We start from the raw sequence: 25,147 nt of genomic DNA, 5'->3' as shown, positions 1-25,147 counted from the left end.
CTGGCAATGGACCTGCCACAAAAACCACCCTCACCCAGGGAAACCCCGCTATCTGGATCCATGATCCAGACCGGAAGCATTGCGCCCCGACATCACTGCCGGTTTGCCCTTTACCTGGGTTCCGTGAGGAACGAGCCCAGTATAGAAAGGCAACACTCCCCCCTCAATCTTTATTCTCAAAGAGAATTATCATTGACATGAAGTGGCTGATTGGCGAACAGCAAAATAGGCTGGTGAATGGGAACAAGCTCAAGAGAGCAGCTTAATCAGTAATTCTTTGCAGACTGACATGCTTTTGGGGGGGAGACACTGTAGGCCAGATTGATGGCCGGGAAAACAATTAGAAATAATGATGGTGGGAGAAAACAAAAAGGCCACCGCGATGCGGTGGCCTTTTTGCTTCTTGTAACAAGAATTTGGTGGAGCTACGCGGGATCGAACCGCGGACCTCTTGCATGCCATGCAAGCGCTCTCCCAGCTGAGCTATAACCCCGATTTGTGTGAATGACTGACGTCACTCTGAATTTGGTGGAGCTACGCGGGATCGAACCGCGGACCTCTTGCATGCCATGCAAGCGCTCTCCCAGCTGAGCTATAACCCCAAATTCGGTACTGAATAAATGGTTCTGGCGGCCATTTATCCTAAATAGTGGTGGAGCTACGCGGGATCGAACCGCGGACCTCTTGCATGCCATGCAAGCGCTCTCCCAGCTGAGCTATAACCCCACAAAGGTCGGCCTGGGTGATACACACCGCACTGCCTTGGGTACTTCATTTCAATCAGGAACCTGGTGGAGCTACGCGGGATCGAACCGCGGACCTCTTGCATGCCATGCAAGCGCTCTCCCAGCTGAGCTATAACCCCTTTGATTCCAGATTGTTCGAGGAGAATTTGGTGGAGCTACGCGGGATCGAACCGCGGACCTCTTGCATGCCATGCAAGCGCTCTCCCAGCTGAGCTATAACCCCAACTCACCTCGGCGCTGACGAAGTTATCTCCGGCAACGGAGGCGCATGATAGGCATCACCCGCTTTGCTGTCAACCCTAAAATAACCGCGATTGATTCGTTTAGTCAAAATTGCAGCAGTTCGCTGCTTTTACCAGCAAGGAGCACGCTATCTCTCTGTTTTATGTCATAAATCGGCTCAAACCCCGATAACGCGCAGGTCATCTGACATGCTCCCTTCTCTATATAAGACTCTCGCTCGCTGGCCTCTTTTGCTGGCTGGCAAGCAGGTTCTCCCCCGTCCCCCCGGGAAAGCCTTTCCATAAAGAGCTTTGCATTTGAAAACCCTTTCCATGATTTTGGTAAATTTACAACACAAAAAGTTGATCCAGCTCACAAATAGCCATAGGATCAAACCGTGACCCAGGTCACACACCATAACCATAAATGACAGAGCGATGAGGTAAACCATGTTTGAGAATCTGGCAGTCCTGTTCCGCCTCAAGGGCGCAACCACCAAGAGCGGCATTGTAGAGAAAGATGCCTATGCACCGTCCACCCGTGAATACTACTTCCGCTACGGCAAGTGAACCGTGAAAGTACTTCACCAATAATAGTAATAAAACCACATCACACACATCCTGTCGCAGCGCCATCAGGTGCTGTCCTGTCCCGGCCAGAGCAATACCTCGGCCACACCTGAACTCCACCAAACAACAATGGGGCCCGCAGGCCCCATCTTTTATTGCATCGGCTCATTGCCGGATCACAGCTTGATCCAGGCATCGCTCCATGCGGTTCCCTTGCCGGGCTCATAGGCCCAGGCGGCACCGGAACACCAGCCGGTGTAGGGATGCGGTTTGCACTCGTAGCTGGCGTCGCCATTGCTGACGCGCTCGCCCGCTTTGTAGGGGGTGCCTGCCTTGTAGGCGGGGTAGTCGCCATCCGGCGGCGTCACGCCCCCCTCTTCCCCTTTGACCAGCAGGGCATGGCTGGCGCTACGGCTCAGGCTCCCTTCATCGGTCACCGTCAGTTTGATATCCAGTTTGGTATCGCTGGCCGGCTTGGGCAGAGTCAGCTCCAGGGTCACCTGATCCAGCGCCGGGGCAGCGGCGCCGGCCGGAATGGTCCAGGCATAGCTCAGCGGCTTGCCTTCCGGATCGCTGGAGTGCTGGGCGGACAAGATCACCTTGCTGCCACCTTCGGCCTGCGCCGGGCCGGTGATAGTGGCCACCGGTGGCAGGTTGGTGCCGCCACCATTGTCTTCAATCACCAGCTCGGGATAGAAATGCTGGACGCAGCGGCTGTAGTCACCCTCCTTGAAGGCGCTGAAGCGGGTCTGGTAGCCCACCAGCTTGCACGCATAGCTCTTGCCGCCGTTGGGGTTCTCGGCCACATAGCTCCAGTCCTGCTCCCAGTAGATAGGCAGGGCACCGGAGCCCTGGTTGTCAAAGTACTTCATGTTCTTGCAGCCGAGCACTTCGTCAGCAGGAACCGCCACGGCCAGATAGTTGGCAAATTCACGATAGTAGTTGATGCGGTTCTGGGACTGGGCGTGTTCGGCACTGCCACCACACTCCACCCCGCCGTTGATGATCTGGGTGGTCACACCGAAACCGGGTACCAGACCGTTCTGCTTGTCGTGCTCGTTCGGCTGCCAGGTGCCGTCGATGACATGGAGCATGGAGGGCTTTGGCGGCTGCGGATAGGTGTAGAAGAACACCGCGCTGGCGAGGTTCAACCAGCTGTCGGCCACCAGCTCCGGCTGGTCGAGCAGGGTGCGTACCGTGCCGAACATCGCCTCGGAGAAGGGGCCATAGTTGTAGTTGTAAGAGAGCTGCTTGGCACCGCGACCGAAATAGCTCTTGAACTCGCCATTGTCGAAGGTGCCGCATGGCCACTGCTGACCCTGCCATACGCTGGGACTGCACTCGGCGTTGTAACCACCGCGCATCGCTTCGGTCCACCCCATTTCACGGACATAGACCAGCGCCTGACGCCACTCGGCCTCCGGACGCCAGCTCTCGTGGCCGCCGGTCTCCTGGGCGAAGTGGGCGAACATGGTCGCCAGAGTCTTGCGACAGATGGCCTCGGCATCGCGACCATCGCTGTAGTTGCTGCACAGGGCCGGGAACTTGGCGGCCGCCTGCAACAGGCCGCGATAGGTATACTCCGGAGCGCGCAGCGGGAACAGGTAGTTGAACTGGCTTTCGCTCAGCAGGCTCTCTACCAGCTTGACGTTGTCCGGGTTGTCGACACGACCCGGTTGCACCGCTTCCACCACCAGATTGTCACGGGTAGCAATGGAGGCCTTGACCGCTTCCATCGCCGGGAAATCGGTCAGCGCCTGCTCTTTGGCATCCAGCTCGGCCTGGCTCATGTAGACAGGGGTGGTGCTGCCATCCGGCGGGGTGGGAGTCGGCGGCGTGGGCTTGTCATCACCATCGCCATTATCCGGCGGGGTCACTTCCCCTTCGCCGATCAGTTTCCACGGGGTATCCCACTCGTTGGCCACCGCCATGCCGGGAGTCTGACCCGGATTGACCCACCACTTGGCCTCGAACACCTGACCGTTGTAGTTGACCTGGCTACCGCCCGGATAGGATTTGTTGATGTCATATGCCTCGGCCGCCCACAGGTGGCCGCTCAGCATCAAGCTGGCAAGCAGAAGGGTGATGCGATTTTTTTTCATTATTGTTGCTCTCTGACTAAGGTTTTCAGCAGGAAAAGACGGGGTCTCATCAGACCCCGCCACTATCATAATGATTTCAACTTAACGGCAGCTTGCCGCCCCGACATCCAGCCAGACATCGTGTTTGCCCGGCTCGTTACCCTGGGTCCACCATTTGGCCTTCCACTGACGGCCGTTGTGGTTGGTCAGATCACCGCCGTTGTAGGCAACGGCCGCGTTCCAGCCCAGATCAACCTGACTCAACAGCGCCCACTGATCGGCGGAACGGCTCGGCTCATTGCCCTGAGTCCAGTACTTGGCACGCCATACCAGCTGGTTATGGCTCACCTTGTCACCGCCGTTATAGACCTTGCTGGCCTGCCATGCAGGGACGTTGGCCGCTTCCGGGTCGGTGGTGTTGCAGGAGCCACCCTCGCCGCCTTCGTTGATCGGGGTAACGGTGAGGCGGGTTGCCGCGTTGGCGTCGAGCGCACCGTCAGAGACTGTCACGGAGAGGTCATAACCGGTTTCGACATCGACCGCCGGGCCGGTGACCACCAGGGTGGCGCTGTTCTGGCCGGTCGCCGTGATACCGGCAGGCACTTGCCATTGATAGATCAGCTCGTCGCCATTGGGGTCGGATGCCTTGGCAGTGATGCTCACCTGTTTGCCCGCTTCCACCTTGACGCTGGCGGGCAGGGTGACCACTGGTGGGAGGTTGGGTTGCGGCGCCTTGTTGGTCACCACCACCTGATCCTTGGCGGTCAGTTGATGGTCATCGGTCACGGTCAGCTCGAACACCAGCGCGGTATCGGCGCTCACGGCATTCACATCGACCCGCACCTTGGCCTGAGTGGCATCACTCAGCACGGCTGGTGGGCCGGAGAGCTGCTTCCAGCTGTACGTCAGGGTGCCTTTTTCCGGATCGTGAGAAGCGGAGCCATCCAGCGTCAGGGAGGCCGGACCGGTCACGGTCACATCGCTACCCGCGTTGGCAACCGGCGGCTTGTTGACTGGCGGGGTGATCCCCTCGCCATGGCCGAGCCCTTCGTGCATGGCGTTGAGGATGTCGCCGTTGTCGGCATCGATCTCCCAGGAGAAGAGACCACCCAGCTTGTGAGTCAGCACATACTGGCCTTTCGCCTTGACCGAGCGTTCATCGTCATAGGTGATCAGCTCACCGGTGGAGGGCTTGAACAGGGTGGCCGCTTCGGCGGTCTCGTCGTAGTTGTACTCCCAACCCGCGCCCATGTGGCCGTTGACGATGTGGCGATAGTCCAGCACACCATCTTCCCAGGTACCCTTGATCTTGCCGGTGGCGGTACCGGTGAAGGGATCGTTGCCCTGATAGCCGCTCACCCCTTTCCAGCCACGGCCATACATGGCGGCACCAATAACCAGCTTCTCGGAATCAACACCTTGAGCCAGCAGCAGATTAACCGCTTCATTGGTGTTGTAGCGCTTGTTGGCCGAGCCGTTGGTGGCCTGATAGAGGTTGGCCTGATGGCCCAGAGAGGTGTTGCTCCAGCCACCGTTGTAGTCGTAACTCATCACGAAGAGATGATCCATGTACTGCTGGGCAGCCTTGTAGTCCACATCCTCAATCTTGTCGTAACCGGCACCGATGGCAGAGGTGAGCTGATAGGTGCGACCGGTCTCTGCTTCCAGCTCGTCGAGCATGGCGCGCAGATCCTTCATGATCAGCACATAGGTTTCACCATCCTTGCTCTTGTCACCCAGATTGGGGTTGGCACCGTCGCCACCCGGATACTCGAAATCGATGTCTACACCGTCGAAGAACTTCCAGGTCTGCAGGAACTCTTTGACCGAGGCGACGAACACGTCGCGCTTGGCCTTGTCATGCATAAAGAAGAAGGGATCGGAGAGGGTCCAGCCACCAACGGAGGGGAGGATCTTCAGGTCAGGATAGGCCTGTTTGAGGGCCATCAGGTTGCCGAAGTTGCCCTTGTAAGGCTCATCCCAGGCGACCAGCGAACCCTGCCCTTTTTGCAGTGCCGCCCAGGGGTCGTGAATGGCGACCTGGAAATCCTTGCGACCGGCACAGGAGCGCTGCAGCGCCTGGAAGCTGCCGGAGATCTCCTTGAGGCTGTCGTTGAGGCCATCACCACCACAGATCGGAGTGAAGCCATAGAGGATATGGGTCAGGTTCTGGGCGGGCAGCTTGTCCACGCTGAAGTTGCGATCGTAGACGCCCCACTCCACATAGTAGGTACCGACCACCTTGCCGGACTTGTTGACATAGGGTTTGTTATTCTCCTGCAGGGCAGGCTTGAGCGGTGCGAGGTGGCTGCCATCGGTATCGGCGACCACGATCTCCTTGGCATCGGACAGGGTGCAGCCATCGCCGTTGCACAGCGCGACCTGCATCTGATAGCGGCCCCCCTTGTGCACCTTGAAGGTGGCGGTGCCCGCCGCCGACGAGGGACCGGACCAGACTTCCTTGCCATCCAGCAGCACCTTGGCACTCTGACCGATATCGCCGCTCCAGATGTTCCAGGTGACGGTCACATCGGCGCCATCCTTGACCTTGACCAGCTCGTTATAAGCGGTCGCAGACTGATTGACTTCGACGATGGCAAACTTGGTGGGGCCCCAACCGATGGCGGGTTTGCCCGGTGCGGCAGCATGAGCGGCAGATGAAGCGAGCAGAGTACCGACCATCATGGCCAGCAATGCGGGTTTTGGACTTAGCATATTGCTTTCCTTTACGTTATGGAAAAACGAAAGGGCAACGCAACACGACAGGTAACACAAAAATGGCCACCCCTTGGCAAAGGCAGCCTGCATAACTCTGTGGTGGCCCCGCTATCCTAGGTCGATATGTCCCTTAGACCGGAAGCTTTGCGTCCCGACTTTTCAATCGGTTTGCCCTTGTCACAACTTTATTCTTGGCGATAAATAATCGCGGATTAACTTTAGGGTAATTCGGATAGCTAAGCAAATCCGACCATTGCCAGCCAAGCTGTTGCCAAGCTCACATTTCACTCACTCTTTTAGAATTAACGCTTAATAAACAGACTCATGCATGAAAGGAATGTCATCATCCCCAACCGAAGGCGGCGCGCCATTTATTGATCCAAATCACATCAATACGATAAAAATCAATCAGTAAGCGTATTTCACATCAAAAGACCCATCTGCATCGCAATGTATGAATATATAATCGCCGTTTTGCATGACCATCAGGTGCCTTCATGCCCAGCGATCTCCCCTCACGCACCCGGCTATCCAGATACGACAAATTTGTTCGCCTGACGGTCTACACACTGCCACTGGCGGGGATAATCCTGCTGCTCGACAGCCTCAACGGCTGGCAAAAGGCACCGCTTGCCTGCACCTTGCTGCTCCAGAGCTACCTTATCTGCACCATCTGGCTCTATCGCCACTACCGCTACCATCTGCAGCGCCAGTGGCAGCATCTCAGTGAGGCGCTCCGGATCAACGAAATCACCGCCGAGCTGGCCCGCAACTCGGCGCAATACCAGACCGAAGAGGCCTTTCTGGAGGATCTGCTCAGACGGGCCGTGATGTTGATCCCGGGGGCCGAGATGGGCTGCCTGATCAAGCTGCTGCCGGGTACAGGGATGTTGAGATATGAAGCGGCCATCGGCATGGATCTGGTGAAGCTGCGGCGGATCAATCTGCCGCTCGAGCACACTTTTCAGTACAAGCTGACTCAGGGGCGCTGCAACAAAACGCTGCTGATCAACGACCTGTCGAAGATCAATGCCACCATGCCCCTGTCTGAACAGGACAAGGAGCTGCTGGTCAACTGCAGCGACCTGCCCATCCGGGCCACGCTGGCGACCCCGATCCATATCGATGGTCAGCTTTACGGCATGATCAATATGGACAGCAGCAAACGCCATGCCTTTACCCGCTACGACAGCCACCTGATGGCAATTCTGGCGCGGGATATTCGCCACGCCATCACCATCTATCAGCAGTCCCGCTGCATCTATCAGCTGGCCAATACCGACCAGCTGACCGGCCTCGCCAATCGCCAGCAATTCGAACTCGCTCTGCAGGCACAGCCGGAAGGCACCCTGCTGCTGATCGACATGGACAACCTCAAGCAACTCAATGACAGCTGCGGCCATCTGGCGGGTGATCAGGCCCTGCGCCTGATCGCGGACGGCATACGCCAGCACTTCGGTCAGGGAGTGATTGCCGCCCGTTTTGGCGGGGATGAATTTGTGCTGCTCACCACTCTGGCTCCGACCGAGCTGCAACAAGCGATGACTATGCTGGCGACCATGCTGGCCAGCGCCTCACCCACTATCTCGTGCAGCATGGGGATGGCCCCCTATCGCGGCGACTTTGCAGCCGCGTTTGCCAGGGCCGATGCAGCCATGTATCAACACAAGCGGCGCCGCAAGGAGCAGCAGGCGGCACAGATGCCAGCTATCGGGGAGAGCATCAATCACTAGCCCGCAAGGGCCAGCCTCCATCCGGTTGTTGCCGATGTCGCGCTAATCCATTAGCCCATCTTCCCAGGCCCCCTTCACCTTGCCAGTCGCCTTGCCAGTGAAGGAGTTGTTGCCGTCGCAGCCACTACCGCAGCAGCAGACTGTTCATCAGGGCCCGCAGTTTGAGCGGTTTGACCGGCTTGCTGATGTAGCCATACCCGCCTTCGCGGATCTGCGCCTGCAACTCGCTCTTGCGATCGGCGCTGATGATGATGCCTCCCAGCTCATCACCACACACCCGTTGCAGGGCAGCCAGCGCCGCCAGACCGGTCTTGCCATCGTCGAGGTGATAGTCAGAGAGCACCAGCCTTGGCACAAACCCCTCTGCCACCAGCGTCTCGGCTTCGGCCAGATCAACGGCGCAGCGCACCTCGCAGCCCCAACGGCCGAGCAGGGTGCTCATGGCGGTCAAAATGTCCCGCTCGTTATCGATGCAGAGCACGGTCACCCCCTCCAGCTGGCTGTCGCGCACTACCGGCGCCGCCAGCTGATGGGCCGTGACCGGCCGGGTCGCCAGATTGAGGGTCACCGCAAAGACCGACTCCTTGCCCGGCCAGCTCTGCAGGGTGAGCTGATGACCGAGCACCTGCGAGATGCCGCGGGCGATGGCGAGCCCCAGACCAAGCCCCTGCTCCTTGGCGGTGCGGGAGTGATCGAGACGGGAGAACTCGTCGAAGATCGCCTCCTGCTTGTCCTGCGGGATGCCGGGGCCGTTATCCCACACCTCGATACGGATCTTCTCCCCCATCCGGCGACAACCGAGAAGCACCCGGCCGCCCGGGTTGTAGCGAAACGCATTGGTGAGGAAGTTCTGCAGCACCCGGCGCAGCAACCGCACATCGCTGTGCACCGCATGCTTGCTCTCCACCACCGAGAAGTGGATCCCCCCCGCCTGCGCCAGCACGCCAAACTCCGCCTTGAGGTTGTCGAACAAATCGCGCAGGGCAAAATCGAGCTTCTTGGCCTTGAACTTGCCCGCTTCGAGTCGCGAGATATCGAGCAGATCGGTGATGAGATCCTCGGTCGCCCCCAACGCATCGTCGATATGGCGGGCGATACGAGCCTGCTCGCCAGCCGCGGGCAGCATCTCCAGCAAGGAGGAGGTAAACAGCTTGGCGGCATTGAGCGGCTGGGTCAGATCGTGGCTGACCGCCGCCAGAAAACGGCTCTTGGAGTGGTTGGCCCGCTCCACCTGCTGGTTCACCAGCAGCAGCTGGCGGTTAAGTTCGGAGAGCTCGTGGGTGCGCTCGGCCACTCGCGCCTCCAGATGTTCGTTCGCTTCGCGCAGCACCCGCTCGGCATCGCGAAACGGCGTAATGTCGGTAAAGGTCATGACGAAGCCGCCAGCGGGCATGGGGTTGCCCTGCATCTCGATCACCCGCCCGTCGGGGCGCTCCCGCGCGGAGATATGGGCGCTGCCGCGCTTCATAAAGGCGACCCTCCGCGCTACATGGTCCTCGATATCACCGGGGCCACAGAGCCCTTGCTGGGCGTTGTAGCGGATGATCTCCTCGATGGAACGCCCAGCCTGAATAAGCCCCGGCGGATAGTGGAACAACTCGATGTAACGGCGGTTCCAGGCCACCAGCCGAAGCTCCCTGTCCACCACCGAGATCCCCTGCCCGATATGCTCGATCGCTCCCTGCAGCAGGCCGCGGTTGAAGCGAAACACGTCGGAGGCCTCATCGACAATGGTGGCGATCTCCTCGAGCTGCATGTTGCGCCCCTGCAGGGCAGAGGCGAGCACCAACCGCGCCGACGAGGTGCCAAATACCCCTGCCAGCAGCCGCTCGGTGTGGGCGATCAATTCGGCCGAGGCCTGCATTTGCGGAGCAAGCGTGCCACCCCGCTCACCGGCGAAGCGGCCAAAGGCGCGCTTGACCCGGCTTGAGCCGACAAAGCGGGCCGCCAGCATCTCCAGCTCCTTGACCGAAACCCGCGCCTGATAAAGGGCGGCGGTATCGCGGCTCGGCTTGCCGACAAAGTTGGCCGCCTGCAGCCGCTCGCTCACTGCAGGGCGAGACAACAAGGAACCGGCCACATAGCCGAGCAGGTTGAAGAGCAGGCTCAGGAAGATGCACCAGGCCCCGAGACTCAGCTCGCGAAATGCGGGCCAGTCCGGTGGCGCCAGCAGCTCGGCCAGCGGTGAACCGGCCAGCAAGCCACTCTCCACCAGCAGGGTCACGAACCAGAGGCTCACCCCGAGACTCAACCCAAGATAGACCCCCTTGCGATTGCCGTGGCGCCAGTAGAGGCCGAGCAGCAGGGCCGGCGCAAACTGCGCCACCGCGCCAAAGGAGAGATAGCCGATACGGGAGAGGCTGGTGAGATCGCCGAGCCACAGGTAGAGCCCCCAGGCCGCCAGCAAGATCAGCAGGATGGCGCCACGGCGCACCTGCAACAGCAGCCGCACCAGCCGCTCGTCGCGCCCCTGCCGCCAGAAGCGGCGCAGCAGCACCGGCAGCACCAGATCGTTGCTCACCATGATCGCCAACGCGATGGTGCAGACGATCACCATGCCGGTGGCCGCCGAGGTGCCGCCGAGAAACGCCAGCATCGCCATGCCATCAAACCCGAGGGCCATCGGCAGACTGATCACATAGGTGTCGGAGGCCATGTCGGCCCCCACCCACTGCTTGCCCGCCAGCGCCAACGGCCAGATAAAGAGCCCCATCACGAACAGGTAGAGCGGGAAGATCCAGCGCGCCCAGTGCAGATCCTGCCCCTGATTGTTCTCCACCACAGTCACATGAAACTGGCGCGGCAGGCAGATGACGGCGCACATCGCCAGCACCGTATAGATGGCAAGCTCCAGCAGATTGCCGGGGCTCACCGCCATCACCTGTGCAAAGAAGTCGCGGGTCACCTGCTCGTGGGCAACGCCGGGTTTGCTCAAGATCAGCCAGAGGGCGAAGCCCCCCACCGCGATAAAGGCCAGCAATTTGACCACCGACTCGAAGGCGATGGCCACCACCATCCCCCTGTGGTGCTCGGTGGCATCGAGATGGCGAGTACCGAACAGGATACTGAACAGCGCCAGCAGCAGAGTGACCCCAAGCGCCAGCTCGCTGGTGTTGCTGGTCGGGCTGATGCCGCCGCTGTTGACCATCAGCAGATCCAGCCCGGTGACGATGGCTTTGAGCTGCAACACCAGATAGGGGAGGATCCCCATGATGGCGATAAGAGAGATCACCATGGCGAGCCGCTGGGATTTGCCGTAACGGGCGGCGATAAAGTCGGCAATGGAGGTGATGTGCTCGCGCTTGGCTACCAGAATAAGGCGGGCCAGCAGCCGCCAGCCAAACAGGAAGACCAGCATGGGGCCAAGGTAGATGGGTACCGGCGACCAGGGGGATTCACTCGCCTGCCCGACTGTGCCGAAGAAGGTCCAGGAGGTGCAGTAGACCGCCAGCGACAGACTGTAGAGCAGCGGTTGCCCCTTGAGACGGTGCCGTTTGTGCTTGTCTGCCACGAAGGCGATCAGAAACAGCAGCCCCAGATAGGTGAGCGACAATCCGATCAGCAGCCATCCCTGGTGCATCGATAACTCCTTGTCCATGTTGAGTTTTTGTATACAACCTCGCCAGTCTAGAGAGGCGGCAGCCAAAAGTCATCCCCTGCGGACAGATTGAAATTATCGTTTTTCAATAAGTTTTGCCTTGACTGAATATCGTAAAACGATAAACATTCGCCCATCTGCATATTGATAAACAATAAACTTCAAGCCATTTCGCCAGCGGGATGGCACCCACCATGAGGTTCATGATGAGAACGACCAAACTCGAACGCCTGAGCGTTCTGATCGAGTGGCTGCTACTGTTTGCCCTGCTCGCCACCCCCACCATTACCCTGATGGAGACCTGGTCCCACCTGTTTGGCGGCAATGACCTGCTGCAAGAGGAGCTCAACCAGATCATCCACAGCAGCGGCTCGCACATTCTCAACGGCGTACCGCTGGCCCATAGTGAAACACCGTCCCTCGACCGCTTGCCAGAGCCCCCGCTTACCATGGCCGATTATCCGCTGCGCACCGCCAACCGGCTGCTCGGCACCCTGGTGCAGTTGCTGCCGGATCTGGTCTTCATGCTGATGCTATGGCAACTGCGCCAGCTGTTTCGCGGCTACCGCCACGGCCTGCTGTTCACCTTCGAGCAGATCCGCCGCTACCGGCAGATCGGAGTGCTGCTCTGCGTCTCCTTCCTGGTCGAGCTGATCCAGACCCCCTTACTGGATACCGTCCTCACCATGAGCGGCCCCGAAATACATGGTTCCGTCTCCATCAGCTCGTCCGATTTCCGGCTGCTGCTGGCGGGACTTATCGTACTGGCGCTGGCACTGGTGATGCGCGAGGCCAAGCTGCTGGCCGACGAACAGCAACTGACGGTGTGAGGATCCTATGCCTATCATCATCCGCCTCGACGCCCTGCTGGCCGACCGCAAGATGACCGCTCGCGAACTGGCGCAGCGCATCGACATCACCGAAGCCAACCTCTCGATCCTCAAAAATGGCCACGCCAAGGCGGTGCGCTTCTCCACCCTGGAGGCCATCTGCCGTGAACTCAAATGCCAGCCCGGCGATCTGCTGGGCTACGAGCAGGAGCGCTAACCCCCTTATGAGTCGTCATATCACCCTGTTTGCCCTGTGGCTGCTGCCACTGTGGGCCTGCGCCGCCGATGGCGCGAACGGCCCCCGCTACCTTATCGAGCAGGGCGCCAGCGCCAATGTGCTGCAAGTACGCCTCACCATGCAGGGCGAGCCCCCCTTTACCCTGCTCCCCGCCCGCCAGTTGCCGGGCAGTGCCGCGCCGGTTTCCCCCGCGCTGGTCTGCCTTGCAGACAACCAGCCGGTTGCCCTCAACCAGCCCTTCTCCTGCAAAGAGGTTGGCTGGCAGATCACCCTCACACCGGCTCCGGCACTGGGAGCGGATGCCTCGGCCCAACAGTCGCTGCTGTTTGCCCCCAACCGGTGGCTATTGACCGAATGGGGTAACTTTGTGCGCCAGCTCGGGAGCCGCCAAGGGGAGGTCTGTCTGCCGGATGGCAGCTGCCAATCACTGCCGGATGTCAACCAGCCACCGCTGATCCTGCCATTTGGTCTGCAAACTGTGCCCGTCACCAAGCCGGATCCGCGGCTGGTGCTGAGCCATGACGAGACCGCCAATCAGCTCGATCTGCCAGCCCTGCAGCAGCAACTGAATGAGATCATCGACTATCTGGCCTTCCAGCTCGATGTGGCTCCGCCCACTCACCCGTGGCAACTGGTATGGCTGGGGCGGGATGTGGCGACCCGCTCCCTCGGCGGCGCAGCCGGGGATCAGGTGTTTGTCGCCAACTACCCCACCATGCATGGCAAACCGACGCCACAGGCCCCCTTGCGCCTGCTGCGCACCTCGGCCCACGAGGCGGTACACATCCTCAGCGCTCGCCGTGCTGCTCCACAGCCCACCTGGGTCAACGAGAGCCTCGCCGAGTACCTCGCCATCAAGGCACTGCGCCGCTTTCGGCTGCATCAGGTCACGGCGATCAACGAGTTGGCCGAACGGGGCAACCAGCTGCCCCATAGCGAGAGCGGCCTCTATCAGGCGGCCCGCGAGGTAATAGCTGGCGATCGCTCCTACTACCCGCTCTTTTACGTCAAGGGGAGCGCCTTCTGGGAAGCGCTGGAGCGGGAGCTGCAACACAATGACGCCACCCTGGCCAGACTGCTACCCCAACTGAGCTGGCTGCCGGATGGCCGCTTTGATGCCGCCGCCAATGAGCGGCTTGCAGGCACCATCGGCTCGGATACCTGGCGACGTCTCAGCCGCCGCTATCTTGGCGAGCAGCAGTAAAGCCGCAAACCACAGCAACGAAAAAGGGAACGCCGTGGCTCTCCCTTTTTCCAGATGATGATTCAGACAGAGCGGTATCAGGCCGGAGCACTCTCCTGTGCAGAGGGCGCAAAGGGGCGCAGCCGCAGGAAGAACACCGGCAACACCACCAGCACCATCAGGAAGAAGATGCCACCGCCGATAGGCTCGAACAGTACGCCACAAATCGCCATCAGGGCCGCCACTGTCATGCCGAGGCCAAGGGCCGCATAGAGCGCCTGGGTCGGGATCAACTGCTCGGCAGGCAGCTGGCGAGTCATGAAACGCACCGCCCCGAGATGACTCATGCCAAAGGTGACCGAGTGGAGCAGTTGACCCAACACCAGCACCCATAGCTCGGTCGAGGCCCCCAGCAATACCCAGCGCACCACACAACCGATGGCACCGGCGATAAAGAGGCTCTGGGCGCCAAAGCGCTGCAAGAACCGCTTGTCGGCGGCGAACATGCAGATCTCCGCCACCACCCCGAGCGCCCAGAGATAGCCGATGATGGTGCCGCTATACCCTTGCGCCTTCCAGTAGATGGCGCTGAAACCGTAATAGGCGGCATGGCTCCCCTGCAGCAGCGCGGTCAGCAGCAAAAAACGGCGCACCGGGGCGCTGCGCAGGGTTGCCAGCAAAGAGGCCTTGGCGCGCTCGCCCTGACTATCCTGTGGCGCCGGATAGAGCGGCAGCCAGCTGAGCAGCAGCATCAGCACCAGCCCCGCCACCATAGTGTGCAAAATCCACTCGCTACCGAAGTTACCCACCAACGCCCCCACCAGCGTCGAGGCGACGATAAAGGCAAAGGAACCGCACAGCCGCACCTTGCCGTAATCGAGGTGGGCCTGCACCACCATGCGGGTCGCCAGCGCCTCTCCCACCGGCATCAGGGTCGGATAGATAAAGTTCGCCAGCAGAGTCAAGCCCACCAGCCACCAGAGGTTATGACTGAGGTAGAAGCCGAGAAACGCCAGCAGACTGAGCAGGGAGAGCAATCGGGTGACCGGTAGCAGATGGCCCGCCCCCTTGATCTGCCCCATCACCATCAGGTTGCCGGCAAAGCGGATCGCCATCCCCGCCCCCAGCAACAGACCGATCATTTCGGCGCTGACGCCCACCCCCTCCAGCCAGAGCGACCAGAACGGCAAGTAAGCGCCGTAGACGAAATAGAAGGCGCCGAAAAAGAGCGCTAACCAGGAGAACGCGGGCATAGATCCTCTGCAACCGGATGACGGGAGCAGAATGATAACCTATCCGCCCCCACAGATCCCGATGGAAACCCTGCGCAGAAAACGAAAAAACTTCAATAAAATTGAACCATTACCGCAGAAGCGGGGTCTACTTGATAACACCTCCTCCTGGTTAGTGTTGCAATCCTTCCACCCGCCCATGGCGGGTTTCTTTTTTTAGGCAGACATCTGCCCTGCTGCATCGTCACAACATGGCGGCCGCAAAAAAGGGGCCGAAGCCCCTTTGATCATCTGCGTCTGTTGTTTGCTCTTTAGAATACGTATTTGACCCGTGCACTCAGGTTGCGGCCCAGTTCGGTCATCAGGCTGTTATCGGAGCCTTCGGCACGACCGGCGATGCGCTCGTAGCTGGTGTACTCCTTGTCAAACAGGTTGAAGACCCCGACGTTGAGCTGCAGATCGGTCATCGGGTTGAACTGGGCGTACATATCCACCACACCCCAACCAGCGCTCTTCACGTAATCGTTGCCTTTGGCATCCTTGCGCACCTTGTCCATGTCGTCGGCAAAGCGCAGCGCGGTGTTGAAGTTCCACTGGGACTGCTCCAGACGCACACCGACCGAGCCGTTCAGCGGGCTCAGGCTGTTGATGTAGTTGCCATCCCCATCCTTGCCCTCGATGTAGGCCAGGTTACCCCAGACATTGACGATATCGTGGAGCCAGTAATCCGCCTTGGCTTCGACCCCTTTGGTGGTCGCCTTGCTCAGGTTCTGGTACTGGTAGACGGCGGTGCGCCCCTGCTGACCCACTTCCACCATCTCGATGAAATCGTCGAACTTGTTGTAGAAGCTGGCCACTTCATAGCTAAAGCCGTGGCTGTTGCCACGAACCCCGAGATCGATGCCGTCGCTGCTCTCCGGATTGAGGTTCGGGTTGGGCTCGATGCGATAGCCGTAAGCCTGGTGGTTCAGGGTGGAGAAGGCGCTGTCATACATGGGGGCCTTGAAGCCGTGGCTGTACTGGGCGAACAGGTTGGCCGCCTCGTGCGCCTTGAACACCAGACCCAACTTGGGTGACAGCTCCCCTTCCGAGAACTTGTGCAGCTTGTCGCCTGTGTAGGCGGGATCGTTGTCCGGGGTCATCCGGTAGTAGTCATAACGGGCACCCGGGGTCAGCACCCAGCGCTCGCCAAACTTGATCTCGTCAAAGGCCCACAGGGCGCTGCGTTCGCTGGTGGTGGCCGGGAAGCTCAGCTCGTTGTAGCCGACAAAATCACCGGGAGTCGTTGGCCCCTTGTAACGGGTACGTTCGTTGTCGGTGTGCTCGTATTCAGCCCCCCAGGCCAGGCGGTGGTTGGCGACCGCCTTGTGGAACTGCAACTGGGCGCCGATGTTCTTCTGATCGAACACGTTGTGATCCAGCGAGTTTTTGGTCACATAGGGGTTGCCGGGGCTGACCGGATACTTGGACGAGGCGTACTGATCCAGCGTCTGCTTGGTGCGACCGAAGTAGACCTTGCTATCCATCCGATCGGCCCAGCCTTGATTCAGCGCGATGCCGTGATCCAGCACCAGCGAGAGGTTGTCGGTCTGCTTGTCGGTGATGGGCTGATCGAACACGCGGGCGGTGCCGGTACCGACCTTGTTGAGCTTGACCGCATCCGGCTCCTCGCCATCGGTCAGGTAGTCAACGGTCAGCTTGAGGAACTGTTCATCGGAGAGGTTCCACTTGCTCTTGAGCAGCAGGGCGTGGGTACCGACATCGAATTCGTTCTTGCTGGAGTCGTAATTCTGGGTCACCCCGCCATCGCGCCAGGTGTAGCGCAGCAGGTTCTCCACCTCGCCGGTGCGCAGGGCGCCGGTAAAGCCCGCCATCTTCTGGTGGCTGCTGGAGGCGTAACCGCTGGTCACATCCAGATAGCTATCCTTGCCCTTGAGGAAGTCGCTGGCATCCTTGGTGGTGATGGCAATCACGCCACCCAGCGCATCGGAGCCGTAGGCCGCAGAAGCGGGCCCCTTGGCCACTTCCACCTGCTTGATCATGTCGGTATCAAAGTAACTCTGACCGACACCACCCTTGCTGTAGGCATCGTTCTGGCGCACCCCGTCGCGCACCACCTTGACCCGGTTTTCACCCATGCCGCGGATGACGAAGGTCTGCGCATCCCCCTGACCGCCGAGCACAGTCACACCGGGCTCGTAGCGGAACAGGTCGGCGACATTGGTGACGACCTGCTCTTCAATCTGCTTGGCGGTGATCACCGAGATGGGGCCGGAGACATCTTCCAGTTTTTGCTCCATCCGTGAGCCGCTGACGACCACGACTTCATCCGCCTTCTGGGTGGCAGCAAAGACCTGGGAGGAGAGACCGGCCGCCACGGCGAGGGCAACCAGAGAGAGTGCGTTATGATGGGTCACAGCGAATCCTTATTGAGAACTGTTATCAAACAGGCCGCATATTACCCAGCTCTCGACAAAGATCAACAAGAAACGAAATCATTCTCATTTTGCTTTGAACCAAATTGGTTTTACACTGTCGCCACGTGTTGCCCTTATTCTGTGTTAGCCCCCCGAGATGCACCGGCATCCGGGCATATCTGCCGTGAGATCCCATGATGAGACGACTTCCCCTGCTCGCCCTGCCGCTGCTGTTGGCAGCCTGTGCCACCCCCACCCAGCCGACCGTGTCATCACAGTTGCAGACGCTCTATGACTACCGGCTGAGCAGCGAGGGCGCCGCAGACCTGACGCTGGAGCAGGCGATCGCGCGCATTGCCGACGCCGACATCATTCTGGTGGGCGAGCTGCACACTCATCCCGCCGTGCATCTGTTGCAATCGCGCCTGCTGAGCGGCCTCTACACCGCCGGTCAGCAGCACGGTCGGCCATTGGCCCTCTCCATGGAGCAGTTCAGCCGCGCCGATCAGAAGACGCTGGATGCCTATCTGGCGGACAAGATTGGTGAAGCGGCATTGATCCGCGAAGGCAACGCCTGGCCCAACTATCCGAGCGACTACCGCCCGCTGGTGGAGTTTGCCAAGGCTCACCGGATGCCAGTGATCGCCGCCAACGCCCCCAAACCGCTGGTGAGCTGTGTCGGTCAGGAGGGATCTGAGTGGCTCGACAAACTGCCCGCGTCGCGCCGCAGCCAGCTGGCCCGCCAGCTGACGCTGGGGGATGATCCCTATCGCCAGAAATTTATGGCCTCCATGCACCACGGCGATGCCGACAGCAACGCCCGCCGCTTCGCCGCCCAGACCAGCTGGGACGACACCATGGCCGAGAGCATGGTGGATTATCTCGCCAAGCACCCGGGCCAGCAGATCATGCATATCGCCGGTAATTTCCACGTCGAGGGGGGGCTTGGGCTCGCCAGTCGCATCGCCAGCCGCAATCCGGCACTCAAGGTGGCGCTGGTCGTGCCCCGTACAGATGAGACCTCTGTTGCAGATCGCGCAGCCGATGTGCAGGTAACCATCATGCCGCTGCCTAAGCGCTGGCAAAACAGTGACGAGATGAAGCAAGATATGGGCGCGCTGCATCAATCCCGCAGTCGTGACTGCAGCCAGTGGCTGCAACCCTAATCTTCAAGGAAACGGCGGGTAAGAAAATGGATGTGTTACTGATCATCGATGTGCAGCAAGGCTTGTTCAACGAGCCCCGTTACCGCCAGGAACAAATGCTGGCCAATATCAACCGGGCGGCGGCCCATGTCAGGCAGCAGCAGGGACGGGTCATCTATATCCAGCATGACTCGCCCCCCGGTACCGAACTGGAACCGGGCACCCCGGGTTGGCAGTTGCACAGTGCGCTGCAACCGGCCAAGGGAGAGAGCCGGGTACGCAAGACGGCCTGTGACAGCTTTCTCGACACCGAGCTCGCCTTCCTGCTGGCCGAGCAGCCGGTCGATCGGCTCATTCTCTGTGGCTGTGCCACCGATTTTTGCGTCGACACCACGGTGCGCAGTGCCGCTTCTCATGGCTTCGAGGTGCTGGTGCTGAGCGATGGCCACACTACCGCCGACCGCCCGCACCTGAACGCGCCCCAGATCATCGAGCACCATCACTGGATGTGGCGCCACCTCAGCCTGCCGGAGGGGCGCAGTGTCACCCTGCTCACCACCGACGAACTGCTGGCAGTAACACCCGCCCTGCAGCCGTGCTAATCTGCGAGCCTCGCCTCGTTTCTCACTGGAGTCTGTCGTGCGCCTGTTGTCTGCCACCCTGTTGTTGATTGTTCCCCTGCTGTCGGCCTGCTCCAGCTTGCCCGGACAGAAGTATGACGGGCCGGAACCCCTGTTTCTGACCCATATCAACGAGGAGGGGAGCAAGCGCTTCACCTTTGAAGCCGCGCCCAACGACACCTTGCCGCGCGGCCTCTCGGCAGCCCAGAGCCAGCGGCTGCTGGAACAGCGGGAAGCCTTGCAGGAGAACCTGCTGACCGAGACCCTGGCGACCAAGCAGTATTGCCGCCAGGGCTACATCGTACTGAGCCAGACCTCCTGGAAGGTGCGGGGGGAGTGCAACGAAACGGCCACCGACGCCGATCGTCGCGCTTTTCCCAACAAGGCCTCCTGGCAGGATTGATCAAGCCGGATGAGGTAACGCAATAAAAACGGGCAGCCCAGTGGCTGCCCGTTTTGTTATGTGTTGTGTCTTTATCGACAGGGGATCGTCAGACCGGTGCATCGGCCGGGCTGGTGAGCTCGGCACCGTTGTCGATGCGCTTGTGCCCTTCCACCAGATGGACGAAATCCACCAGCTCGTCACCGGAGACCGCGAACGCCTGTCCGAAGCCCTTGACGAACAGCCCCTGCTCCGGCTTGAGGCGGAACAGTTTGAAATCCTTGAGGTTGGAGAGACCCTTGATGATCTCGCCAAAGCGCCCTTCCAGCGCAGCGACCGCCTTGCTCCAGCGCGCATCGTCACGGGCCACTACTTCGGCCACCGCATCGAAGGTCAAGCGCTTGCGGGCAAACAGCTCGCGGGCACCGCTCTCATCCTCGATCAGCATCAGGGATACTCGCGGCACCTGTTGCAGGTTGCGGGCGTGGCGAGCGATCTCGGAGATCAGCACATAGTAGCCATCTTCCTGCAGCACGAACGGGGCATAGCTGGCATTGGGATTGCCTTCGCCATCAACGGTGGCGAGCTGCAGGGTGCGGCAGCTGTCGCGAAACTCGCGGATCTCCGGTTGCAGGCGGTTCTGCAGACGCTCCTGACGTTCACTCATGCTTTGACTTCCTCTTGAGAGTTGTGGCGCAGCGCCATGAAACGGGTGACCTGATCGGCCAGCAGCTGGCGTTTCTCGTCGCGCCCCAGATAGACCTTGAAAATGCAGCGGCCGGAGTGACCGAAGAACTGGAAGGAGTGCCCCTCCTTGCCCATGAACAGCTTGCTGACCAGCGCAATCCCCGCCACGTTGTCGAGCTTGAGATGACCATGCAGCTCACCATCGCGGCCCATCAGGTTGTAGTAGCCGCGTGCGTCCTTGCCTTTCGGGAAGGGGGCTTTTACCTCGAAGATGGATCCTTCTGATTCGACGATGGTGGTCACCGGGCCCCAGTCGGCCAGATCTTCCAACAGACCTTGCGCCCGATCGGCTGGCAACAGGGTCACCAGCTCGGCGGGCAGATGGCGAACCACCTCCCATTCGCTGATGGCAAGCTGGGCCGCCAGAGTGGACGGATGAGCGCCGGGATCCTGCTCCAGCAGCGCGTGAATGCGTTGTGCAATGCTCATGTTTTCTCCCTCTGCGAGACCATGTTGTCCCGCTGTTTATCATGGCGGCTACTCTAATAAAGCACCGAAACCAATGCAATTGATAATTGCTATCATTATCAGTGCATTTTTTTCAAAGCCTTGATATTCTCGGCGGCACACCCGTTTCATTCACCCCTTCGGAGGTTAGCATGGGCCGTCGTCTTGCCCTCGCCATCACCCTGCTCTGCAGTTCACTGCCCCCCTTCTCTGCCGTTGCCGCCGACGGCCAGCAAGAGCGTATCGTCAGTATCGGCCCCGCCACCACAGAGCTCATTCTGGCCCTTGGTGGCGAATCGAGCCTGATCGCCACCGATGTCAGCAGCCCATTGCCAAAAGGGCTGCCCAAGGTGGGCTATCACCGGGCACTGGCCGCCGAAGGGATCCTGAGCCTCTCCCCCACCCGACTGGTGGGCAGCGACGAGATGGGCCCGGCCCCGACCCTGGATCAGCTGCGCCGCTCCGGGGTCAAGGTGGAGGTGCTGGCTACCGCGCCGACCTTGGCCAACCTCAACCAGCGTATCGATACCCTCGCCAGCCTGCTGGGCGACAAAGCGGCTGGCGATCGCCTGAAGGCAGAGATCCAGGCCCAGACCGATCAGCTGGCGACGCAAGCGAAACAGAACAAACCGCTCAAGGTCGCCTTCCTGCTGCTGCACAAGGGGCAACCCACCAGCATCGCCGGAGGTGACACCACCGCCAGCGCGCTGGTATCGCTGGCAGGTGGCATCAATCCGGTCGCCGAATTGCGCAACTACAAGCCGGTATCCGCCGAATCCCTCATCGAGATGCAGCCCGATCTGGTGCTGGTCAGCGGTCGTGACTGGCAGCAGTATGCCGATCCGGCCAAGGTGCTGGCAGAAGTGCCCGCACTGGCCGCTACCCCGGCTGGCAAGCGCAACGCCATTCACGCCATCGACGGCCACGCCCTGCAAGGGGGCCTGAGCCTCAACTCCCTGCAACAGGCGAACCAGATCGCCCAGTGGATCAAGCAGGGGTCATGATGCGGTTACCCCTCTCCTGGCTGCTGGCCTTCACCACGGCCGCACTGGCGCTGTTGCTGCTCGGTTCGCTGGCAACCGGCCCCATGACCCTCACTCTGAGCGAGAGTCTGCGGGCGCTGTTTGCCGGGCAGGAGAGCGGGATTGAGTCGCACAAGCTGCTGATCGTGCAGGAAATTCGCCTACCACGTACCCTGCTCTGCATCGCCGTGGGCGGGATCCTCGGGCTCTGTGGCGCCGTGATGCAGGGACTGTTTCGCAACCCACTGGCTGACCCTGGCATCATAGGTGTCTCCGGCGGCGCGGCGCTCGGTGCTGCGCTCGCCATCGTGCTGCTGGCCCCCCTCGGCCAGCAGTTGCAAGCCACCATCGGGGTTGGCCTGCTGCCGCTGCTCGCCTTTCTCGGCGGCGCGCTCACCACCACCCTGGTCTATCTGCTCGGCACCCGTGAGGGAGGCACCTCGGTCACCGTCATGCTGCTGGCCGGGGTCGCCATCACGGCGCTCTCCGGCGCGGTGATCGGCCTGCTCACCTATCTGGCCGACGATCAGATGCTGCGCAACCTGAGCCTGTGGCAAATGGGAACGCTGGCGGCGGGCAAACCGGCCGATGTGGCGCTGGCCCTGCTCACCCTGGCAGCACTGCTATGGCTCTTTATGCGCGATGCCAATCCCCTCAACGCCCTGCTGCTGGGTGAGGGGGAGGCCCGTCATCTGGGGGTCAATGTGCAGTCCCTCAAGCGCCGCCTGATTCTGCTCACCGCAGCGGGCGTCGGGGTGGCGGTGGCGGTATCGGGGATGATCGGCTTCGTCGGGCTGATAGTGCCCCATCTGGTGCGCCTGCTGGCGGGCCCCAACCATGTCAGGTTGCTGCCACTCTCGGCCCTGCTTGGCGCCGCCCTGCTGCTGGCGGCCGACATGCTGGCGCGCACCCTGCTGGCCCCGGCCGAGCTGCCGGTGGGCATCATCACCGCCCTGCTCGGCGCCCCCTTCTTCATCTGGCTGCTGGTAAAAGGCCGCCGCGCCCTGTGATACGGACTGTTATGCAACCACTCTCATCCGCACTCTCATCCTCACTCTCCTCCCCCCTGTTGAGCTGCAGCCGGCTCAGCCTGCGCCGTGGCCAGCGCCAGATCCTGAATGGGCTCGATCTCGACCTCGAGTGCGGCACCCTCACCGCCCTGCTCGGCCCCAATGGGGCAGGCAAGAGCTCGCTGCTCAAGTGCCTGACCGGCGAGCTGGAATATGAGGGTTCCATCACCCTGTTTGGCGCGGATCGCCAGCAGTGGGACAGCGGCCAGCTGGCCCACCGGCTTGGGGTATTGCCGCAAAGCTCCTCCCTCAACTTCCCCTTTCTCTGCGAGGAGGTGGTGGCCATGGGACGCTTGCCCCACAGTGAACCGGCGGCGCGGCGCGACGAGATTGTGGCGGCGGCCATGACCCATGCAGGGGTCGAGCATCTGGCCAAGCGGCTCTATCCGGGGCTCTCTGGCGGCGAGCGGCAGCGGGTGCAGTTTGCCCGGGTGCTGGCGCAGATCTGGCAGGCCCCCTCCCCGACCGAGCAGGCCGAGCAACCTCGCCTGCTGCTGCTCGACGAGCCCACCTCGGCGCTGGATCTGAAATACCAGCATCAGTTGCTCACCATGGCGCGCGCCCTGGCCAGCCGCAATACCGCCGTGCTGGTGGTACTGCACGACCTCAATCTGGCGGCGCGTTATGCCGATCGGCTGGTGATGCTGGAGCGGGGCAAGCTGATGGCCGATGGGACGCCTGCCGAGGTGCTCACCCCAACGCTCATCGCCCGTCTCTATGACTATCCGGCGCAGGTGATCCACCACCCCGAGAGCGGCCTGCCGATGGTGGTGTAGTCATTCTTTCTGATGCGAGATGCTCGATCGGGTCACCGCACCCTATAATGGCAGCCTGTTAACCGACGCAGGTGTCACCATGATTCGCTTTGCCACGTTTAATGTCGCTTTTGACCGCACTGCCGCCGGTATGCTGACCGGTGAGCTGGCGCTGACCCGCACCGAGCAGGATGCCCTGCTGGCCCGCCTCGCCGAGGGGAGCCTGAGCGGCGCTACTGAAACCAAAGCCAAGAACGTGCAGCAGATCCGCAACGTGGCGGAGATCATCCAGCGCACCCGCCCGGACGTCTTCCTGCTCAACGAGTTCGACAACGACGGCAAAGGCGAGAGCACCGCCGATCTGAAAGCCTTCAACGACAACTATCTGGCCCACGCCCAGCACGCCGAAGTGACGGCTATCAGCTATCCGGTGATGCAGAACTTTGCCACCAACACCGGTCTGCAAAGCGGCTATGATTTGAACCTCGATGGCAAGACCACCGCCGATGACGCCTGGGGCTTTGGCAACTATCACGGCCAGTACGCCTTTGCGGTGATGTCCAAATATCCCATCGACACCAAGCAGATCCGTACCTTCCAGAACTTCAAGTGGAAGGATATGCCGGGCGAGAAGAACCCCGTCATCGATGACTGCAACAATCCCAAGGTCAAGATCCCGGCCAGCCGCCAGTGTGGCGATGCCTGGTATTCAGATGCAGCCTGGCAGCAGTACCCGCTCTCCTCCAAGAACCACGCCGATGTGCCGGTGCTGATCAAGACCGAGAAGGGTGAAGAGGTGATCCACTTCCTGATCTCCCACCCGACGCCGCCGATTTTTGCCAACGCGGCGCGTCACACCGTCAAGCACAACCGTGCCGAGATCGCCTTCTGGAACGACTACGTCAAGGGTCTCAACTACATGACCGATGACCAGGGCGCCAAGGGTGGGCTGGCCAAAAACGCCAAGTTCGTTATCGCCGGGGATCTCAACGCCGATCCCCTCACTGGCGATGGCGATCTGAGCGCCATTCAGGATCTGCTTAACAATCCGCTGATGAATCAGGCCATCACCAATGGCCCCCTGATCCCGGTCAGCGAAGGGGGCCCGGAGTGCGTCAGCAAGGGGGCCGACTGCAAGCGCAACCTTGATCGTCCCAACCCGGAGCGCATCACCAACTCCAGCGTACTGCAGCTGGATCACGTCATCCCCTCTGCCAACCTCAATGCGGTCAAGAGCGGCGTCTTCTGGCCTGCCAGCTTCGAGGCCGGTTATCACCTGGTCTATGATGCGAAACTCGGCATCGCCAAGGGAGTCAGTTCGGATCACCGCATGGTCTGGGTCGATCTCAAACTCGATTGAGCCACCCACTGACTGCCAATCAGGGGGCCTAT

Annotated in this window: 18 protein-coding genes, 5 tRNA genes and 2 riboswitches; of the genes, 11 read left to right on the top strand and 12 right to left on the bottom strand. The window is 60.8% G+C overall.

Annotated elements, in window-relative coordinates:
* Positions 1–35 precede the first annotated feature (35 nt).
* Positions 36–118, bottom strand: a riboswitch (cyclic di-GMP riboswitch).
* 299 nt (positions 119–417) lie between these two features.
* From I6G90_RS20840 to I6G90_RS20810, 7 genes are all read right to left on the bottom strand, one after another.
* A tRNA-Ala gene (locus tag I6G90_RS20840) sits at positions 418–493 on the bottom strand.
* Between the two features lie 33 nt (positions 494–526).
* Positions 527–602 (bottom strand) — tRNA-Ala (locus I6G90_RS20835).
* A gap of 48 nt (positions 603–650) precedes the next feature.
* Positions 651–726, bottom strand: a tRNA-Ala gene (locus I6G90_RS20830).
* A 63-nt stretch (positions 727–789) separates the two neighbouring features.
* Positions 790–865: transfer RNA gene (locus I6G90_RS20825), tRNA-Ala, on the bottom strand.
* Positions 866–893: 28 nt separating this feature from the next.
* Positions 894–969: transfer RNA gene (locus I6G90_RS20820), tRNA-Ala, on the bottom strand.
* Between the two features lie 744 nt (positions 970–1,713).
* On the bottom strand, positions 1,714–3,639 hold the full coding sequence (locus tag I6G90_RS20815) for a glycoside hydrolase family 19 protein (RefSeq protein WP_042060960.1): 1,926 nt from the start codon (positions 3,637–3,639) through the stop codon (positions 1,714–1,716).
* Positions 3,640–3,720: 81 nt separating this feature from the next.
* The gene (locus tag I6G90_RS20810; RefSeq protein WP_111805203.1) at positions 3,721–6,333 is read right to left on the bottom strand and encodes a glycosyl hydrolase family 18 protein; all 2,613 of its coding nucleotides are present in this window, start codon (positions 6,331–6,333) and stop codon (positions 3,721–3,723) included.
* A gap of 98 nt (positions 6,334–6,431) precedes the next feature.
* A riboswitch (cyclic di-GMP riboswitch) is annotated at positions 6,432–6,519 on the bottom strand.
* 314 nt (positions 6,520–6,833) lie between these two features.
* Here I6G90_RS20810 and I6G90_RS20805 point away from each other — a divergent pair.
* Positions 6,834–8,069 (top strand): GGDEF domain-containing protein, encoded by a 1,236-nt coding sequence (locus I6G90_RS20805; protein WP_197929051.1) that lies wholly within the window; start codon positions 6,834–6,836, stop codon positions 8,067–8,069.
* Positions 8,070–8,193: 124 nt separating this feature from the next.
* On the opposite strand, the gene I6G90_RS20800 is transcribed toward I6G90_RS20805, so the two are convergent.
* A complete protein-coding gene (locus I6G90_RS20800; RefSeq protein WP_197929049.1) occupies positions 8,194–11,649 on the bottom strand; it encodes a hybrid sensor histidine kinase/response regulator in 3,456 nt (1,151 codons plus the stop codon).
* A gap of 224 nt (positions 11,650–11,873) precedes the next feature.
* Here I6G90_RS20800 and I6G90_RS20795 point away from each other — a divergent pair, with 224 nt between their 5' ends.
* Genes I6G90_RS20795 through I6G90_RS20785 form a run of 3 tightly spaced genes read left to right on the top strand, consistent with a single transcriptional unit; the run spans position 11,874 to position 13,939 of the window.
* Positions 11,874–12,497: a DUF2975 domain-containing protein gene (locus I6G90_RS20795; protein WP_197929047.1), complete on the top strand. Its 624-nt coding sequence runs from the start codon at positions 11,874–11,876 to the stop codon at positions 12,495–12,497.
* Between the two features lie 7 nt (positions 12,498–12,504).
* On the top strand, positions 12,505–12,714 hold the full coding sequence (locus I6G90_RS20790) for a helix-turn-helix domain-containing protein (RefSeq protein WP_042656491.1): 210 nt from the start codon (positions 12,505–12,507) through the stop codon (positions 12,712–12,714).
* Between the two features lie 7 nt (positions 12,715–12,721).
* Positions 12,722–13,939: a hypothetical protein gene (locus tag I6G90_RS20785; protein WP_197929045.1), complete on the top strand. Its 1,218-nt coding sequence runs from the start codon at positions 12,722–12,724 to the stop codon at positions 13,937–13,939.
* 77 nt (positions 13,940–14,016) lie between these two features.
* Here I6G90_RS20785 and I6G90_RS20780 read toward each other — a convergent pair whose 3' ends face one another.
* Positions 14,017–15,171: a 3-phenylpropionate MFS transporter gene (locus I6G90_RS20780; RefSeq protein WP_111805191.1), complete on the bottom strand. Its 1,155-nt coding sequence runs from the start codon at positions 15,169–15,171 to the stop codon at positions 14,017–14,019.
* Between the two features lie 290 nt (positions 15,172–15,461).
* Positions 15,462–17,567, bottom strand: a complete 2,106-nt coding sequence (locus I6G90_RS20775; protein ID WP_197929043.1) for a TonB-dependent hemoglobin/transferrin/lactoferrin family receptor — start codon at positions 17,565–17,567, stop codon at positions 15,462–15,464.
* 194 nt (positions 17,568–17,761) lie between these two features.
* Here I6G90_RS20775 and I6G90_RS20770 point away from each other — a divergent pair, with 194 nt between their 5' ends.
* The 3 genes from I6G90_RS20770 to I6G90_RS20760 are packed head-to-tail and all read left to right on the top strand — an operon-like array spanning position 17,762 to position 19,735.
* Positions 17,762–18,733: a ChaN family lipoprotein gene (locus I6G90_RS20770; protein ID WP_197929041.1), complete on the top strand. Its 972-nt coding sequence runs from the start codon at positions 17,762–17,764 to the stop codon at positions 18,731–18,733.
* Between the two features lie 26 nt (positions 18,734–18,759).
* Positions 18,760–19,314 (top strand): cysteine hydrolase family protein, encoded by a 555-nt coding sequence (locus I6G90_RS20765; protein WP_042658523.1) that lies wholly within the window; start codon positions 18,760–18,762, stop codon positions 19,312–19,314.
* Positions 19,315–19,351: 37 nt separating this feature from the next.
* On the top strand, positions 19,352–19,735 hold the full coding sequence (locus I6G90_RS20760; RefSeq protein ID WP_005335256.1) for a hypothetical protein: 384 nt from the start codon (positions 19,352–19,354) through the stop codon (positions 19,733–19,735).
* 88 nt (positions 19,736–19,823) lie between these two features.
* Here I6G90_RS20760 and hutZ read toward each other — a convergent pair whose 3' ends face one another.
* On the bottom strand, positions 19,824–20,381 hold the full coding sequence (gene hutZ / locus I6G90_RS20755; RefSeq protein ID WP_005335257.1) for a heme utilization protein HutZ: 558 nt from the start codon (positions 20,379–20,381) through the stop codon (positions 19,824–19,826).
* Positions 20,378–20,890 (bottom strand): heme utilization cystosolic carrier protein HutX, encoded by a 513-nt coding sequence (gene hutX / locus I6G90_RS20750; RefSeq protein ID WP_005362516.1) that lies wholly within the window; start codon positions 20,888–20,890, stop codon positions 20,378–20,380. The genes hutZ and hutX overlap by 4 nt, the downstream gene beginning before the upstream one ends.
* Before the next feature lie 170 nt (positions 20,891–21,060).
* Between hutX and I6G90_RS20745 the strand changes: the two genes are divergently transcribed.
* The 4 genes from I6G90_RS20745 (at position 21,061) to I6G90_RS20730 (ending at position 25,115) form a co-directional block, all read left to right on the top strand.
* On the top strand, positions 21,061–21,912 hold the full coding sequence (locus tag I6G90_RS20745) for a heme/hemin ABC transporter substrate-binding protein (RefSeq protein ID WP_197929039.1): 852 nt from the start codon (positions 21,061–21,063) through the stop codon (positions 21,910–21,912).
* Positions 21,909–22,940, top strand: coding sequence for a FecCD family ABC transporter permease (locus tag I6G90_RS20740; RefSeq protein ID WP_197929037.1), 1,032 nt, complete (start codon positions 21,909–21,911; stop codon positions 22,938–22,940). Before I6G90_RS20745 ends, I6G90_RS20740 begins: the two co-directional genes overlap by 4 nt.
* 11 nt (positions 22,941–22,951) lie before the next feature.
* The gene (locus I6G90_RS20735) at positions 22,952–23,776 is read left to right on the top strand and encodes a heme ABC transporter ATP-binding protein (RefSeq protein ID WP_197929035.1); all 825 of its coding nucleotides are present in this window, start codon (positions 22,952–22,954) and stop codon (positions 23,774–23,776) included.
* Between the two features lie 79 nt (positions 23,777–23,855).
* Positions 23,856–25,115 carry an endonuclease/exonuclease/phosphatase family protein gene (locus I6G90_RS20730; RefSeq protein WP_197929033.1) on the top strand — a complete coding sequence of 420 codons (1,260 nt, stop codon included), beginning with the start codon at positions 23,856–23,858 and terminating at the stop codon, positions 25,113–25,115.
* Positions 25,116–25,147 lie beyond the last annotated feature (32 nt).

This window comes from Aeromonas allosaccharophila (genome assembly GCF_016026615.1).
GTDB classification, from domain to species: Bacteria; Pseudomonadota; Gammaproteobacteria; order Enterobacterales; family Aeromonadaceae; genus Aeromonas; species Aeromonas allosaccharophila.
Note: the sequence above shows the minus strand (reverse complement) of the source record. Positions and strands in the feature narration are given on the sequence as shown.

Bases quoted from the DNA above. Each gene is read 5' to 3' on its own strand.
- I6G90_RS20800 (WP_197929049.1), bottom strand. From the start codon at position 11,649: ATGCACCAGGGATGGCTGCTGATCGGATTGTCGCTCACCTATCTGGGG.
- I6G90_RS20740 (WP_197929037.1), top strand. From the start codon at position 21,909: ATGATGCGGTTACCCCTCTCCTGGCTGCTGGCCTTCACCACGGCCGCA.
- I6G90_RS20780 (WP_111805191.1), bottom strand. From the start codon at position 15,171: ATGCCCGCGTTCTCCTGGTTAGCGCTCTTTTTCGGCGCCTTCTATTTC.
- I6G90_RS20745 (WP_197929039.1), top strand. From the start codon at position 21,061: ATGGGCCGTCGTCTTGCCCTCGCCATCACCCTGCTCTGCAGTTCACTG.
- hutZ (WP_005335257.1), bottom strand. From the start codon at position 20,381: ATGAGTGAACGTCAGGAGCGTCTGCAGAACCGCCTGCAACCGGAGATC.
- I6G90_RS20795 (WP_197929047.1), top strand. From the start codon at position 11,874: ATGAGAACGACCAAACTCGAACGCCTGAGCGTTCTGATCGAGTGGCTG.
- I6G90_RS20790 (WP_042656491.1), top strand. From the start codon at position 12,505: ATGCCTATCATCATCCGCCTCGACGCCCTGCTGGCCGACCGCAAGATG.
- I6G90_RS20805 (WP_197929051.1), top strand. From the start codon at position 6,834: ATGCCCAGCGATCTCCCCTCACGCACCCGGCTATCCAGATACGACAAA.
- I6G90_RS20770 (WP_197929041.1), top strand. From the start codon at position 17,762: ATGATGAGACGACTTCCCCTGCTCGCCCTGCCGCTGCTGTTGGCAGCC.
- I6G90_RS20815 (WP_042060960.1), bottom strand. From the start codon at position 3,639: ATGAAAAAAAATCGCATCACCCTTCTGCTTGCCAGCTTGATGCTGAGC.
- I6G90_RS20810 (WP_111805203.1), bottom strand. From the start codon at position 6,333: ATGCTAAGTCCAAAACCCGCATTGCTGGCCATGATGGTCGGTACTCTG.
- I6G90_RS20785 (WP_197929045.1), top strand. From the start codon at position 12,722: ATGAGTCGTCATATCACCCTGTTTGCCCTGTGGCTGCTGCCACTGTGG.
- I6G90_RS20765 (WP_042658523.1), top strand. From the start codon at position 18,760: ATGGATGTGTTACTGATCATCGATGTGCAGCAAGGCTTGTTCAACGAG.
- I6G90_RS20730 (WP_197929033.1), top strand. From the start codon at position 23,856: ATGATTCGCTTTGCCACGTTTAATGTCGCTTTTGACCGCACTGCCGCC.
- I6G90_RS20735 (WP_197929035.1), top strand. From the start codon at position 22,952: ATGCAACCACTCTCATCCGCACTCTCATCCTCACTCTCCTCCCCCCTG.
- hutX (WP_005362516.1), bottom strand. From the start codon at position 20,890: ATGAGCATTGCACAACGCATTCACGCGCTGCTGGAGCAGGATCCCGGC.